Consider the following 15,528-nt stretch of genomic DNA (forward strand, 5'->3'; position numbering starts at 1 on the left):
TTCAGGGGGTTCCAACGGGAGAACTCTGATGGAATGGACCACTCCATGTCCACCAACCCAAGCGTGTAGCAGTTTGGGTAAGAGCTTCTTCTGCTTCGCGGGCTTTTTGTGGGGTCGGGAAGAGGCCAAAGCAGGTCGCACCTGACCCGCTCATACGTGAAAGAAGGCAATCTGGCTGATTGTGAATCGCAGTGAGAACGTCAGAAATAACCGGGGCATGAGCAATCGCGGGCGCCTGAAGGTCATTCGCCGTTTGCCGTAATAGATCCACAAGGTCCCGCATTGACGACCATTGGCTGGGTAGCACCGGTTTTGTACGCTGGACGATACCCCCCATTGCGGCAAAGCTGCGGAAGATATCGGGCGTTGACACACCAACGCCTGGATTAATCAGCAGAATTCCGCCGTTCGGCATTTCTGGTGCTGAGGTCAGAATTTCCCCAATCCCTTCCATGCGTGTCGCTTGCTGACGAACGCAGACGGGAACGTCGGCCCCAAGAGGTTCTGCAAGTGTGCAAAGATCGGACTCTGTTGCGTTCCAGACGCGTGACAGGATGCGCAGCGTGCACGCGGCATCCGCTGAGCCGCCGCCAATACCTGATGCGACAGGTAGATCCTTCTTCAGCGTCAACCGGTATGCGTCATGAGAGCCGCTTTTTGCCTGAAGCGCTCGAGCTGCCTTGAGGACGAGATTGCTGTCGTCGGCTTCAAGGCCTTTGCCAAATCGCCCTTCAATGGACAGAGAAAACCGATCGCACTTTTCTCCCACACTGATTGTGTCGGCTGCCCCGGCGAAGACTGCGAGACTGTCGAGCAGATGATACCCGTCAGGCCGCCGCCCCGTGACATGCAGATAGAGATTGATCTTGGCGTGGGCGGTATCTTGAAGACGGGTCATTTGTTCTGTTCGAATGATTTGAGATGTGGGCCGCCCTGCTGGAGGGCATTCAGAATGAGAGTGCGATCCTGAGGCTGCGGATTGTCATCCAGAGACTGGTTCCATTGGTCCTGAGCCTCCGTGTGGCGACCAAGATACCAATAGGCAACCCCCAGATGATAGCCGATTTCGGCATCACTCGAGGCATGCTCCGCAGCTTGAATAAGAATGGGCAGCGCGGTTTTCAGGTCACCTTTGGCCTTGAGAAGGGCCCAGGCGTAGCTGTCCTGAATAGAGGGGTCGTTAGGCTGGAGTTCCACCGCGCGCTTGAGCAACTGCAGGGCGTGGTCTTGGTCAATATCGTGTTCGATACTGGCATAACCGACGAAATTGAGAACTTCGGGCTGGTCAGGGGCGAGTTCCAGCGCATGGTGCATATCTTCCTGCATCATGGCCCAGTCTCCGTTTTCCTGGGCGGCCATGGCGCGACCGAGAAGTATGGGCCAGGCAATCTCCGTGCGCGGAGGAGAGGCTTTTAGAGCTTTCGTATAAAGATCAATCGCCTCGGCATGATGGCCCATCTGATCCTGAACTTCAGCCAGTTGAACCAGAAATTGCGGGTTACCCGGAAGCAGGGTCAGCGCGCGATGAAGCGCATCGGCCTGAAGTGGAAGATCGTGGGAGCGGCTGGCCAGATTGACTCGTTCCTGAGCAGCCAGCGCTGCCAGAGAGTCCGTGCTGGAAACCGAATTGAGTGTCTCAAGGCCCTTCGAGATCTGATTGCCGTCACGGAAAGTATCGGCAAGGAAAATGCGTGCAACCGTGAGGGTGGGATCAAGGTAGAGGGCCTGTTGCAATGCGATGATGGCCGGATCGTGAGGAATGCCTTCCTGCTGAATAACGTCCGTGATCATCAGGGCAAGTTGCAGGTTCAGAATTGCCGCACCTTGAGAGGGAGAAAGGGGAGGACGTTTTTTCAGGTTGTGTTGAAGCGGTCCAATAATCATGGAGGCGAGAGGGGAACTCACGCCCAGCGCAGCCACGGCATCAAGTGCTGCCTTATGCTGGCCCTGATTTTCAAGCCAGCCACCATAAATCTGGGCGTAAAGAATCTGGAGCGTCAGCGGATCATCGGGGCTGTTGCCAGTCTTCTGATAGAGAAGTTCGGCCTGATGTTGAGAAGGTAGTCGCTCTGCAATCAGCGCGGCATGGAACTGGTACAGGCGGCGTGTAGGGGCGAAGGTCGCAGCAGCGTTGAGGGTGGAGAGTGCCTGCTCGACATGGCCTTCGTCTGCCTGCGCCCATGCCAGAAGAACTGGCGTTGCAACAGAGACCAGAGGGCCTCGATGGTTGTTGCGGCTCAGGGTCTGGCGCATTTCCGTCCAGGATTTCTGAGTAACTGCGTTCTGAGCAAGGACGAGGGTGGCAATATCGCTGGCTGGAAGCGTTTTGGCGAACGTCACAGCCTCATCTTCATGTCCGGTCATGGCAGCGTAGCGCAGAGCATCTTCGCGCAGCTTCAGATCGCGGGAAGATAACGTCAGGACATGTGAAAGCGCGTTATAGGCAGCGTCGATCTCTCCGCGCTGCATCATGACGCTCGACGCCAGCAGCCATCCGGTCAGGGATTTCCCAGGATCAATGGCGGGCATTGTTTCCGGAGGAGGGGCAGCAAATGCTGAGGGCAGGAGGGTTCCCGCCAGCAGAAGTGCCGAGAGACCCGCGCGAAGCGAGTGCGAAAAAACCGGAATTGATCTGGGCCAGCCGCGCGTGATCTGCATAATGGGTCAATTCTAGACCGCATGTGGTCATACGCCAACCTGAACGGATTTTTCATGACACCCCAGCCTGTTCCGAGCCGGGCAGAACTGCTTGCCGCGCTACAGCTGCAATATGACTGGGGTGTGGACGAGGTTCTTTCGGAAGAGACGATTGACCGCCTCTCTGATGTGCCTCGGAGTCTGCCTGCCCGAGTGGACACCTTACACGCCCGACCAGCGTTACCCAGGGAAGTGCCGTCGCCTGCGCCGGTATCGCCCGGGCTGGAACAGGCACGTGATCTGCCGGCCCTGATTCGGGCGAGCGAAACGCTTGATGATCTGTTTCTGGCGCGGACGGCAACGCACCGGCTCAAGCCTGTTTTTGTCGATGCTGCTCGTTTCATGCTGATCGGAGAGACGCCGGACGCGGATGAAGATCGCTCTGGAGAACTTTTTGCGGGGCGTGCCGGTGAGCTTCTGGATCGAATGCTGGCGACTGCGGGGCTGGAACGCTCGGTGCTGTCAATGGCACCAGCCGTTCCATGGCGGCCGCCAGGAGGGCGTGGTGTAACGGATCAGGAGATGCGGTCCTGTCGTCCGTTGCTGTTGAAAACGATCGCCCTGTGCCGACCACCGTTTCTGGTGACGATGGGTGTGACGCCTCTACGGCTGCTTCTGGGGGATCAGGCTATGCTGAATCGGCTGCGTGGCAAATGGACGGAAATTCGGATTCCCGAGCTGGATGCGCCGGTTGCTCTGTTGCCTATGCGACACCCGTTACAACTCGCTGCCAGCCCTGCTGCACGCCGGAATGCGTGGCAGGATCTTCTGGTTTTGATGGAGCGATTGGGTGCGGAAAATACAGAACTAAATAAGTCCTGATTTAAGCCTGTAAAAAACTTCGCGAAAACGCAAAAAACTACTCGAAAACAGGTGTTTGCCACTGGATTGTTCCAGTGTGTGACGATATCATCGCTTAGTCCGAGGTTCTGTTCTGGTTAACCAAAACTTGCCAGCGTGCCAGAAACCGGGTAGCACCCGGCGGCTATGCGAAGGATTACCCCTTTCATCTCAGGTGGCACGGCGCGAGCGTTGCTTGTGAGTGTGCTGATTCTGACCGGTGGAACTTTCTCCCCGGTGCGTGCTGACGGTGTGCAGACTTTGCCGCCTCAGCCAGACCATGCTGGCGATGAAACAGCGTTTGCAGAAGCCCGTCCCAGCCTCGGTGGGGACGGCATTGTATCGCTGCCACACCCTCTGACGGCCACTATGGCCAGTCGATATCGTCTGATCCTGCAGGCGCAGCGTCGTGGTGACCTGCAAGAAGCCATAGAGCAGACGCGTTTGCTTACGGATCGCGTCCTGCTGGGCGATGTTCTGGCAGATCGCTATCTTGCGCCTGGTGCTCATCCGGGGGCGGACCAGCTCCGTGACTGGTTGAAGAACTATTCAACCCAACCGGACGCACCTGCAATTCAGGGGCTTCTGGTAAGGACTGCTCCGGCAGGCTCAGTTCAGGTCCAGAATTTTGTGAGGTCTCTGGCGCCTGAAGATCGTCCTGAAACTGTCCACCTGCCCAATAGTTCCCCCGCGGACCCATTGGCGCATGCCTTCACGCGTAATCCTCTTCTGGATCGTACGGTTCAGGAGCGGGTGATGCAGGGTGTGAAGGGCGCAGCCAGTGCACTGCACCTTGTGGATATTACGCCTGGCATGACCCCTGCCTATGCAGGGCAGCTTTACGGAGAAATTTCTCTGGGGCTGCTCTCACAGGGAGATGCTCAGAGCGCGCTGCGTCATGGTTGCGCCGGCTTCGAGCGAGGAGGCCATCAGGTTGGTCTTCCTGCTTATGTCGCTGGTCTGGCTGCTTGGCGTCAGGGTCATCTTGATGCGGCATATGAGCTGTTTGAATCGGCGGCGAATGCTCCAGTAACATCGCCTGAGCTTCATGCTGCCGCAGCGTTCTGGGCTGCACGTGCAGAAATTCGCCGTCACGCAATGGCGGCATACGTGTCCTGGCTCCATCGTGCAGCGAACCATCACGAAACATTTTATGGGATGCTCGCCGCTCAGACACTGGAGCTTGGCCGTAAGGGGCATGCCCGCCTGCCAGACAGCGTAACGGAAATCACGCTCCGTGATCCTGTTCCGGTTCTTGGGGAAATTGACGTCGAGGCCATCAGTGCGCTTCCGCAGGGTCGACAGTTGTTTGCCCTGCTTCAGATTGGGGAGCGTGCACGCGCTGAGGCGCTGATGCGACGGATGTGGACGGACGTGGCGCCTGATAGTGCCCGGTCCCGGTCCTTGCAGTTGGTTGCCCAGACTGCCGGATTTGAAGATCTGTCCGAACAGCTTGCGTCGCTCATCATGAATGGGGAGAGCCGGCCACAAGCGGCTGGTGCGGATTTGCCGATGCCCCGTCTCAAGCCGAACCATGGCTTCCGGATGAACCCGGCTCTGGTTTATGCCCTCACGCGCGTTGAATCGAATTTCGATGCTGCCGCTACATCCGGGGCGGGTGCGCATGGGTTGATGCAAATCCGGCCGATCACGGCAAGCTTCATCACCCTGCATCACCAGACATATGATGCCCATGGGATGGCTGTTATTCCCGTGCCGCCTGACATGGTAAACCGCCTCCACAACCCGTCATCCAATCTGGAGATTGGTCAGCTTTACGTGCTGTATTTGGCCTCTCAGTCGAGCCATACATCTTTGTCGGCGCGCCCTGAGGGCGGGGATCTTGTACGGGTTCTGGCGTCTTACAACGCAGGGCCTGGCGCTATCGCCCGCTGGGAAAGTGCGCAGACGGCAGATCTGCATGACCCGCTGTTCTTTATGGAAACGCTGCCCAACACGGAAACGCGTGACTATGTGCATCGCGCCCTGACCTACACGTGGCTGTATGCACATAAGATGGGGCTCTCTTCGCCGTCTCTGAAAGCTCTGACGCATTCCGAGTGGCCATCGTTTGGCGCGGAGCAGGCTCTGGCTCATGAGCAGATGGCGCTGAACTAAGAATAAAAAAACCTCGCATCAGCGTTTTGATGCGAGGTCTCTTCAGAAAATCGCCCGGCCTGAGTGCCGGGCTTTTTTATGTTTGAAGCTCAGCTTTTCTGAGTCTGGATGCCCAGATCTTCCATTTCTTCATGAACCGCGGACGCCTTGGCGGAAGAGTAAACCTCCATGGCGGAAGCTCCCTTGGGCTGTTGCAGGCGGATAAAGCAGGTGATGACTGCGGCAAGCAGATACAGTGCTGCGTAGATGTAAACGACGCCCTGCGTGCCGTAGCCGGTCACAAACAGTGTTGCCAGTGCCGGGCCCAGGAAGTTGCTCAGGCCACCGCCAAGGTTCTGCACGGAAACCGCGGCACCCTTGTGATCGGGCGCAATAGCGGGGAAAATTGCTCCCATGGGCACAAATGCGTTGAGCGTTAAAGCTAGGAACAAGGCACCGATAATTGCGGTGAACATGTTGCCGGGCATCAGGTGTGGGATGAAATAGAAGGCAAGGCTTGCCATTGCGCAGCCGACAAAGCCGAACCAGCGCATCTGACGCAGCCAGCCGATCCGGTCTCCAATGAGGCCCCAGACCACATTGGTCACAGGCTGAACCAGGAAGAACGCACCATAGATCCGCAGCCATTGCGGCATGGTGAAGCCAACTTCCGAAGACGTGTAGAACAGCGGCATGATGACCGGAAAGCCGAAGAGAGACAGATTGCAGATGACGCGCGTGATGAGTGCCAATGCAATATCGCGGTTCTCAACAATCAGCGTCAGGCTGCGACTGATCTCGATCAGTTGTTCCTTGACGGACACCTTGGCTGCCAGTGGCTTGGCCTCAGACGGATCTTCGCGGATGGTCAGGCATGCCAGTGCGCCGCCAGCCAGAACCCAGGCCAAAGACATCCACAGGGTCGGCATGAAGCCGAAAGCGGGGATGGTCCAGCTTGGCAGGAAGGAGGCGATGATGCCGTAACCCAGCGTGAACATCGACCAGACCCAGCCGATGGCAGAGGCTAGACGATGATCTGGGGTTTTCTGGACGATCCAGAAGAAAAACGCATAGAAGAACAATGGGTACGCGAAGCCGCGCAGACCATAGAACAGCATCATCATCGGGAAGGAGTGCTGTCCGAGGCCAAGCCCGAGGAACGCGATGTGGCATAGCGCCCACCAGATGGTGCCGATCGCCATGATGCGGCGTGCGCCATAAACTTCGGCCAGTACGCCAGACAGCCAGCTCGAAATGGCGGCTGTTGCACCGTAAATGGTGAAGAGCATTCCTGCCTGTTTGGGCGTAAAGCCGATCTGCGTGACGTATTTGGCAAGGAACGCAACTTCGATGCCGTCGCCCGTCATGTACAGGGCAACAGCGATATAACCCCACAGCAGCATCACCGGCATGCCCCAGAGGATGCGGGATTTGGTGATGACTGCTTGATGGGGTGGAGAAAGCTCTGTGGCACTCATGAATGTCATGCCTTCCTGAGGGAAAGGGAGGATGGAGTGTCTTCACACGGCAACGGTGGCAGATCGGTGCTTTCCAGAGGGCCAAGCAGTGTTACGATCCCGGGGGAGGCCAGTCCAAGAAACTGTGCTTCGATACCACTGAACACACCTGCCGAGCGCGATGCGGGCGGCAGGATGTTAAAACGTTTAGCGCTAAAGATAGGGTCTTTTCTAAACATGGCGAGCTCCTTTGACAGCGGGAATATGCGTTCGGGTTGTCGTTCGGAGGCCGGCAGTCCCTTTCTCCTCATGTCATCCGCACAGGACATTCTGACGTGAGGAGAACGGGGCAGGCATGCCTGCAGGAAAGCCGTTACCGATAACCGTGTGAGTACGATCGCGGAAACGATAACATGAATCTGTTATATTTAAATAGTATTTGTGTTATTTTTTATGCCAATAAAGCATGATCTTGTGTGACTATCTCGTTAGAAGAGCTCAACAAGCGCGACGCCCGCAACGATCACCACAAGAAGAATCAGCAAAATCACTGTCAGGCGTTTTTCGATGAACTCACGCACAGGTTCCCCAAAGGCTTTGAGAAGGGCGGCTTCCAGGAAAAAACGTGCCCCGCGCGTTGTGATGCTGGCAGCGATGAACGGCAGCAGCGGGAAGTGTGCCGCGCCTGCAGCCAGTGTGACGAATTTGTAGGGGAGAGGTGTGAGGCCCTTCCCTAAAATGATCCATATGCCATATCGGCGGAACAGGTCTTCCAACGCCAGAATGCGCCCATCTGCGTGATAAAAATGGGCGATGGGCATACCGATATGCTTCATCAGGAAAGCGCCGAGCAGCCATCCGATCACGCCACCTATTACGCTAGAAACAGTACAGACTGTTGCAAGAAACCAGGCCCTGTCCTGTCGCGTCAGGATCATGGGAACGAGCATCAGGTCAACGGGGATTGGGAAGACCGACGCTTCTGCCATGGCGATAATGATAAGCCACCATACGGCTTTGGGTGAGGCAGCAAGGTCGGTGATGCGACGATAGAGGGAATGGATCACGGTCTGGTCCTGTGGAGGAATATCCGGTCTTCCTATCCTTCTCTGTCACTGAATGAAAATTCATTGCTTCGGAAAACAGGGTAAAGGAAGCACAAAGCTCTTCCTTTTCTGAAAATGGATGCCCTGTGCCCCAACGTTACTCTCTTCTGGCCCGCCTGTTTCACTGGGGCATGGCTGCTATCATTATCCCGGTCTGGATGATTGGATTCTATGCGGGGCGCCTGTTGCCGCGTGGGGCTTCTCCTTTGAAGGGAGAACTGCTTTCCATTCACAAGGAGATCGCATCGACAGTTGTGATCCTGGTTGTTCTCAGAATGGCTTGGCGCGCAACACATCGGCCGCCAGCATTACCTGACACTATTTCGGAAGAGCAGCGCATTGCGGCGCGCGTGCTTCAGGGATGTCTTTATCTTCTGATGCTGACCACGCCTCTCACGGGATGGCTGATGGCCTCTGCCCATGGTGCGCCAGTCCAGATGCTGTGGACGGTGCACCTGCCGGCGCTCATTCAGAAAACCGCGCTGTTCGCGCCGATCCTGGGTGTCATGCACCAGTTTTCTGCCTGGATTTTGGGGGTTCTGATTGCCGGACATTGTGTGGCGGCGCTGATGCACCGTTTTTCCCGGCGGGATCAGGTCATGGATATGATGCTTTGAATAAAAAGGCCTCTGCAGATATGTGCAGAGGCCTTGGACTATTTTGCCTTATTGCGGTGAAGCAGGCTGCTGAACCGGGAAAGGCTCAGCCTTGAGCGTAGGGCGCGGATGATCCGTCATCTGCGTCTTCAGATACGAAACTGCCGCATCAAGCTGTTGATCCTGTCCCTTGAAGGTGGCGACCGGCATGTTCTCGATCTCGATATCCGGTGAGACACCCTTGTTCTCCACCAGCCAGTGGCCGTTCATATCGAAATAGGGATTCTCGGCTGTCCGGGCATTGCCGTTGTCAATCAGACGGTCACCGTCCGAAAGCCAGACACCGGCGCCTGCTGTGCGTTCCCCAAGGAGCGGCGCGATGTGGAGAGACTTGATACCTTGAGAGAAGGTCTCACCGTCCGAGTAGGTCATTTCATCTGAAATCACGATGAGATGGCCCTGGAACGCCTGTTGCATGTCGATGGCCGGAGCGTTGCCATAGCGGCTCCAGAACATCCAGGATCGGCGCATGAGCTGCGTCAGAACCCAGCTGTCAATGTTGCCGCCATTATTGCCGCGGACGTCAACAATGAGTCCATCCTTGTCGATATTGGCATAGAACTCGCGGGCGAACGCCTCCATGTCATCGCCGACCATGGCTTGCAGATGCAGATAACCAATGCGTCCATGACTGGCGTGATCCACAAGATCAGCACGGCTGACTTCCCAGTCCCGTGCGCGCAAGGACTTCTGCTTGCGCCAGCTTACGGCTGTTACGACTGTTTTGTGTTCTTTGCCATTGCGCAGAAGGGTCAGAAGAACCTGTTTTCCAGCCTGATTGGCCAGAAGCGTAGAGAGGTCGGGCTCGTCGGTGGCGGATTGTCCGTTCACGGCAACAATCAGATCTCCGTCCTGCGCATCAACGCCCGAAGCAGCCAATGGAGACTGTTGATCCGGTAGATCGCGGTCTCCTCTATAGATATGTGTGATGCGGAAGCCTTTTGCTTCGCGGGTAATCTGTGCGCCCAGTCCGGCAATCAGGTTCGCAGCCGGGTCTTCGAGGCTTTGTGCCGGCCGGAGCTGGGAGTGCATGGCGCCAATTTCAGCAACCATCTGGCCAAGCAGATCATCCAGATCCGCACGGTCTCCAAGTCGATCCACAAATGGCGCGAAATGGGCTCGGACGGCTTTCCAGTCTACGCCATGCAGATCGCGGTCATAATAATGATCACGGTGAAGGCGCCAGGCATCGACAAATTCGTCTGACCATTCCTGAGCAGGGTCGATGCGCAGTCGTAGTCCGTCAAAGCTGACCGCTTTTCCTGCGACATCATCAGGCTTCTTGGCCCCGACCGGCAGCAGAAGAACTTCGGGCGCCAGCTTCGCGCGAGGGGCCACGGTCATGATCGTTTTGCCGTCTGCGGAGAGGCTGAAATCTTCAACCTTGGGAGAGAAGGTTTCGATCTTGTGCTCGTTGTTATCGATATGGATGGACTTCAGAGGGTTGGCGTCATCGTCCGCACCATCCACGGTGAACAGATAATCGCTGGCGGCTGCCAGCCCGTGATAATCCGCGGCAGGGACGGGAACCTGATAGAGACGATCTGCCAATCCGCTCCATTCAAACGCGGGAAGAGGCTTCTTGGGAGCGTCCTTCTTCTCATCTTTCTTGTCGCTCTTTTCCTTGCTGTCATCATGATCCAGCTCGGTTGGCGCCTGGAAAGGAAAGCGTTCTCCGGCCTGGAGTGCGAGGGCATAGATGCCTGTACGATGTGGAAACGCCGGTCCCAGATTGCGGTCTCCCCAGGGAGAACCGTTAGCCAGCGAGAATGTGCGATCAGACAGGAACCACAGCCATTTCCCATCTGGGGAGAAGGTTGGGCTATAGGATTCGTAACGATCGCTCGTCACCCACTCCGTCCGTCCTGTTTCCGGAGAATACAGGGCAATCTGACGTCGCAGATTGGAGCCGCGTGTGCGTACGAAGGCGAGGGCCTTTCCGTCTGCGGCCCATGAAAGGGAATCGAAAACGTTCGTGCCGTCCTGAGTGGCATCATCAACGAGCTTCTCAGCTTTGCTGGAAAGGTTGAGCAACCACAGGCGCCCCAGCAGATCCGTATGTGCGGCGTATTTTCCGTCTGGTGAGATTTCGAGAGCGACAGGTTCGGTTGAGGATGGCTGGCTGAGTGCTTCTCCCTTGCCGCTGCCATCTGCCGCAAAACGCCATAGTGCAGATTCTCCGCCAGCATCACTGAACGCAATGACGGATTTTCCATCTGGCATTACGCGGGCAAGGCGCAGGCGGACATTGTCCGGAGTGGGAAGGACGATCAGACGCCGCGGGGAAGCTGCTGCCACGACCGTGTGGCCGCGCATCGTGAAGATAGCAGCATCGCCTTTGGGAGAAATGGTCTCCGACGTGGTGAAGCGGGTTGGTCGATCCAGCCAGTACGGTGCACGAGGTGCATTGTCCGAGACCAAATTAACGGGGATCTGGTGGCTCTCGCCTGAGGTCAGATCAAGCGAAAAGAGGTCTGCTCCTTTGCGGAACACAACATGGTCGCCTGAGAGTGATGCTTCCAGAATGCTGTAATCCGTAAAATGGGTCAGCTGTCGGGCATCTGTCCCGTCTGTGGCGGTACTCCAGAGGTTGTAACGCCCGTTTTCGTCGGAAATGACGATCAGACGATCTCGCCACGGCATGGGGCGAATGAGGTTCGCTGTGCGTGTGCCGATACGTTCGGCCTCGGTTCCGGACTGAAGATCAAACCGCCAGAGTTGCGAGAGTGCTCCTCCACGATAGGCCCGCATATGATCGCCTGTTACCGCGAGCCCGAACCGCACAGCATACAGCCATTTACCGTCCGGGCTAATGGAAGCATCATTGACGTTGGCAAGCGGATAGACGTGCTTTGCACCCGTCTTTGGATTCAGAGCTGCGACATTATAGCTATAATAGGGGCCGGTCGCGTCCGGCATGGAATACAGGATGCCTGCATGAGCATCCCATCCGGCGATATGAAGTTTTGGCGCGTTTTCAAACGTCATGCGTCGGGGCGTGCCGCCAGAACTTGGCATGATGTAGAGCTCTGTCGGCCCATCAAAATTCGCCAGAAATGCGATTTCTTTGCCATCGGGCGAGAGGACAGGCTGCGGGTCAACGGCATTGGCGCCATGGGGCGCGCTGGTCAGGCGCTGGGCCGTGCCTCCCGTCAGGGGCACACTCCAGACTGACTGTTCCGCGCTAAAGAGAACGGTCTGCCCCGTGACTGATGGCTCCCTGAAGTAACCGGGCTCAGCCTGGGCGGTCAGCCCGTAGGTGCACCCCAGAAGAGCCGCGCATGAGAGAAGGGAACGTCGGAGGGAAAACCGCATGATGTGAAGGACTTCTTGATATGAACTGTCCTTCAATGATGCTGCGGTTTCATATCGCCGTCGAGACGGCAGGTGCGTTTTGATGCCGAGAAAACAAAAAACGCCAGCCCGTAATAGGCTGGCGCTTCGTGATCTGCCGTGAAGAAGCGGATCAGGCAGTCAGAGCCGTGACCTTATCTTCTGTCTCCAGCACGTAGGAACTGTTGGACAGGATCTGCACACCCAGCATGGCAATGCTATGGGAAGCGCGGTTCGGGATCTGGATCTCAGCGTTCCCTGTGGTCCAGCGAGACGCCTTGCCTTCCTGTACGCTCCAGCCAGCAAGCTCGCTTTCCGTCAGGTGAGTAGAAATCGCAGAGGTGCTGCCAGCATCATAAAGAGCAATATGGCCAACGAGCACGCCAAGCTGACGGCGGTCATCAACGAACGGACCGACAATGTCGGACGGGCGGCTGGTGCGGGACATCAGACGTACGGAGTGGACATTCTGCGGAAGCATGAACATGGCGTAGCCATTGGTTTCACGCATCTTGCGAATGACGGTTCCGTCTTCCGTCATGAGGTGCAGGTCTGCATCCTCTGTCAGGACCGTATAGGCGACAACGGATTCAAGGCCGGCCATGTTTGCGCGCGCTGCGATGTCGCGGAACAGAGGCTCTACCGATGCACGATCCGTCGTCAGAGGTGCGGCGGCATTGTCGGCCCAGTTCTTGACGTTGCTACCAATGCTGAAGACGTTTCCGTCCTGCTGGAAGCTGCCACGGTTTCCGGTGTCCAGGAAGCTCTCGGTGAGCAGGCCATTCGCCATGATGACCGAGTGATCTGCCGTCTCGATGTGGAAGTAATCGTATGACGTGATGCTCAGGTCGTAATGGATGGAACGACCGTTCACCAGCATGCGAGCCGGAATAAACTTCCCATTAAGGAACAGGCAATGCTCCGGGGTTACCAGCAGGTCCGTGTGGGGTACGCCGGATGCGATGGCATCTTTCATGATGCGAACCGGGTATCCCGCTTCGTCAGCAGGAGCGCCAGCACGAACAGTCATGTGACGATGGCCTGCCCAGGTGACAGGACGAATTTCCTCACGGCCATTAACATATACGGCCACATTGTCGCCAAACCGCAGAGCCTCGACAGCAATTTCACCATCCTGGGTGCGGATCAGGGAGCCCGTCAAAAAGCACGTTAGGGTTGAATCGTTGCCGGTGCTTGAAGAGCTGAAGTCTACAGCCTTGTAGTAGCTCCCTTGTGGGTTCTTGGCAGTGTAAAGAGTGCTGAGAGTCTGACCGTTGCTATTTGTGACCTTAACAACGCCGTTTCCTGCATCAACAAGTTTCACAGCGCCATATGAGTTCACGAAGGTGATCTTGTCGCCGGGCGCAACATTGCTGAAGCTCACGTTCGTAGCATATGCGTTGACTGTTACGGCACTCCCTGCCTCCGGGGCCCCGAACTCAAACGTCAGCGGGCCGGAAGCACTGTAAGCGTTGGTGTTCGTGAAGGAGCCACCATCTACCTTGATGGTACCAGCAGGCAGGGTGCTGTTATTCATCTTGAAGTTGGTACCAGTGGCGATAACCAGCTTCGCGGCACTGCCGATTGTGAGGCCCTGAACCTCCACATTCTGGTTATTGTCTAGCGTAACGGTACCATGGATGGTGAGACTGTTCACGGCCGTGCTGGGGTGACCAGTAACGATGGTCTCCTGACCATCTGTTCCAATATCGCCGCCGCTTTGGGGAATGTTTGACCAGTCTATTGTATTAGACACGATATTTTTTTTCCAATCAAAAAAGGATGCTTGTTTTGCCGTATCAGCGACTGGATGCGCTGAGAGGTCATGACTTATTTGCATCAATAAGTTGGAACAAAACTAACAGTCAATAATGATTTGAAAAATTCTAACAGTATGTAATGGACCGGAGGCGGCACTATGGATCGCCCGTTGAGACTCTTGCGAAGCCTCAAGCGAAAAAAACTCAATTAAATAAGGAAATTAACGTATTAAAAATCAGCCAACTGCAGATTTGAGGCCATAGCCTGCTGCGAGTGGGCAAAGAGGCAGCATTGCAAATAGGCATGCTCCCAGAAGGTCGAATCCGGCGCTTGATGATGCACCAAGCTGCCCGGCATAGGACGAAGCCGCACCGAAAATCAGTACCGGCGTTGCGAGAGGCAAAACAAGGAGTGGCAAAAGAACGCCACCACGACGCGCCCCCAACACGATTGAGGCGGCCATGCCACCCATCAGGGACAGGCACATCGTTCCAAGCATCAGCCCGAACAAAAGAAGCGGGAGTTCGCTCCCTTTTACGCCCAGCATGATGCCAAGCGGGATAGCTGCAACAAGAAGAGGCAGGCCAGTTGTCAGCCAGTGAGCAATCATTTTAGCAAATGCAACGGCATACGCTGGAAGGCCCGTGAGCATCAGCAGATCCAGTGAGCCATCTTCCAGTTCGGAGCCGAAAAGTCTGTCCAGCGGGAGCAGCGATGCGAGCAGTGCACAGACCCAGATGATGCCCGGCCCCATATGACGCAACAGATCTGGTGAGGGACCAAGGGCCAGAGGGAAAAGGCTGCCACACAATATAAAGAAGAGCAGGGACGCGAGCGTATCCGCCCCAAACCGATAGGCAAGTCGCAGGTCACGGTCGATCAGGGCAAAGAAAGCGGTCATGACAGCCAAAGCGGTTCAGCGTGAGCAAGGGAAGGGAGTTCGTGCGAACGCGTGTTGTCCAGAGGGAGCGGAACATGCGTCGTAACAATCATGGCGCCCCCGTTGTCACGGTGTTTGGCCATGATCGCTCCAAGCCGTTCGATGCTCGCCACATCCAGACCAACGGTCGGTTCGTCCAGAAGCCAAAGGGGTGCTCCTGACAGCATGACGCGTGCGAAAGCCGCCCGGCGTTTCTGGCCGGAGGACAGGAGGCGTGCTGGAAGGTCAGTCAGGAATGCCAGATCAAGGGCTTCCAACACGTCTTCCATGCTTCCGCTGCCCAGGCGATCGGCCAGGGCAAGATTTTGCGCCAGCGTCAGGCCGGGCTTGAGAGCATCCTGATGGCCCAGCCATGCCAGTGCTCCATAGCGCTCAATCGTGCCGCCGTCTGGCTTGCGAAGACCCGCGATTGTTCTGAGAAGGGTGGATTTTCCGGCGCCATTCGGGCCGGTGAGTATCATGGCATCGCCATGAGCAAGCGAAAGGCTCACATCATCCAGAACCAGCCGGTCTCCACGGAAAACCGTAATATCCCTGACATCCAGAAGCACGGAAGGTGTTGTCGGGTCGGGCGGCTGGGTCGTCATGGGAAGCGTTCTGTCCGGTTCACGGTCTCATCAGCTTAGACCCTCTGAGCGCGG

12 protein-coding genes are annotated in these 15,528 nt (G+C 56.5%); 3 read left to right on the forward strand and 9 right to left on the reverse strand.

Annotated features, from left to right (window positions below; all coding sequences use genetic code 11):
* Window position 1: 1 nt before the first annotated feature.
* On the reverse strand, window positions 2-898 hold the full coding sequence (locus KP708_RS06505) for a 4-(cytidine 5'-diphospho)-2-C-methyl-D-erythritol kinase (protein WP_215749154.1): 897 nt from the start codon (window positions 896-898) through the stop codon (window positions 2-4).
* Window positions 895-2,658, reverse strand: a complete 1,764-nt coding sequence (locus KP708_RS06510) for a tetratricopeptide repeat protein (RefSeq protein ID WP_215749152.1) — start codon at window positions 2,656-2,658, stop codon at window positions 895-897. The genes KP708_RS06505 and KP708_RS06510 overlap by 4 nt, the downstream gene beginning before the upstream one ends.
* A 54-nt stretch (window positions 2,659-2,712) precedes the next feature.
* On the opposite strand from KP708_RS06510, the gene KP708_RS06515 reads away from it, so the two are divergent.
* Both KP708_RS06515 and KP708_RS06520 read left to right on the forward strand, forming a co-directional pair.
* Complete coding sequence (locus tag KP708_RS06515) at window positions 2,713-3,519, forward strand: uracil-DNA glycosylase family protein (RefSeq protein ID WP_198150443.1); 807 nt, start codon at window positions 2,713-2,715, stop codon at window positions 3,517-3,519.
* A 210-nt stretch (window positions 3,520-3,729) separates the two neighbouring features.
* Entirely contained in the window at window positions 3,730-5,655 is a 1,926-nt protein-coding gene (locus KP708_RS06520) for a transglycosylase SLT domain-containing protein (protein ID WP_215749455.1), read from the forward strand.
* 89 nt (window positions 5,656-5,744) lie between these two features.
* Here KP708_RS06520 and KP708_RS06525 read toward each other — a convergent pair whose 3' ends face one another.
* The 3 genes from KP708_RS06525 to KP708_RS06535 form a co-directional block, all read right to left on the reverse strand.
* Window positions 5,745-7,112 (reverse strand): MFS transporter, encoded by a 1,368-nt coding sequence (locus KP708_RS06525; RefSeq protein WP_215749150.1) that lies wholly within the window; start codon window positions 7,110-7,112, stop codon window positions 5,745-5,747.
* A gap of 5 nt (window positions 7,113-7,117) precedes the next feature.
* Window positions 7,118-7,330 carry a hypothetical protein gene (locus KP708_RS06530; RefSeq protein WP_215749148.1) on the reverse strand — a complete coding sequence of 71 codons (213 nt, stop codon included), beginning with the start codon at window positions 7,328-7,330 and terminating at the stop codon, window positions 7,118-7,120.
* Window positions 7,331-7,579: 249 nt separating this feature from the next.
* Window positions 7,580-8,158 (reverse strand): YqaA family protein, encoded by a 579-nt coding sequence (locus KP708_RS06535; RefSeq protein ID WP_046900041.1) that lies wholly within the window; start codon window positions 8,156-8,158, stop codon window positions 7,580-7,582.
* 125 nt (window positions 8,159-8,283) lie between these two features.
* Here KP708_RS06535 and KP708_RS06540 point away from each other — a divergent pair, with 125 nt between their 5' ends.
* Entirely contained in the window at window positions 8,284-8,814 is a 531-nt protein-coding gene (locus KP708_RS06540) for a cytochrome b (RefSeq protein WP_215749145.1), read from the forward strand.
* A gap of 48 nt (window positions 8,815-8,862) precedes the next feature.
* Here KP708_RS06540 and KP708_RS06545 read toward each other — a convergent pair whose 3' ends face one another.
* The 4 genes from KP708_RS06545 to ccmA all read right to left on the reverse strand — a co-directional run bounded on the left by KP708_RS06545 (window position 8,863) and on the right by ccmA (window position 15,474).
* Window positions 8,863-12,168 (reverse strand): S41 family peptidase, encoded by a 3,306-nt coding sequence (locus KP708_RS06545; RefSeq protein WP_215749143.1) that lies wholly within the window; start codon window positions 12,166-12,168, stop codon window positions 8,863-8,865.
* Between the two features lie 151 nt (window positions 12,169-12,319).
* Window positions 12,320-13,942 carry a Hint domain-containing protein gene (locus tag KP708_RS06550; RefSeq protein ID WP_215749141.1) on the reverse strand — a complete coding sequence of 541 codons (1,623 nt, stop codon included), beginning with the start codon at window positions 13,940-13,942 and terminating at the stop codon, window positions 12,320-12,322.
* Between the two features lie 240 nt (window positions 13,943-14,182).
* Window positions 14,183-14,848: a heme exporter protein CcmB gene (gene ccmB, locus KP708_RS06555; protein WP_086634019.1), complete on the reverse strand. Its 666-nt coding sequence runs from the start codon at window positions 14,846-14,848 to the stop codon at window positions 14,183-14,185.
* Window positions 14,845-15,474 carry a heme ABC exporter ATP-binding protein CcmA gene (gene ccmA, locus KP708_RS06560; protein ID WP_064273745.1) on the reverse strand — a complete coding sequence of 210 codons (630 nt, stop codon included), beginning with the start codon at window positions 15,472-15,474 and terminating at the stop codon, window positions 14,845-14,847. Before ccmA ends, ccmB begins: the two co-directional genes overlap by 4 nt.
* Window positions 15,475-15,528 lie beyond the last annotated feature (54 nt).

Source organism: Gluconobacter sp. P5H9_a, assembly GCF_018812085.1.
Classification (GTDB): Bacteria; Pseudomonadota; Alphaproteobacteria; order Acetobacterales; family Acetobacteraceae; genus Gluconobacter.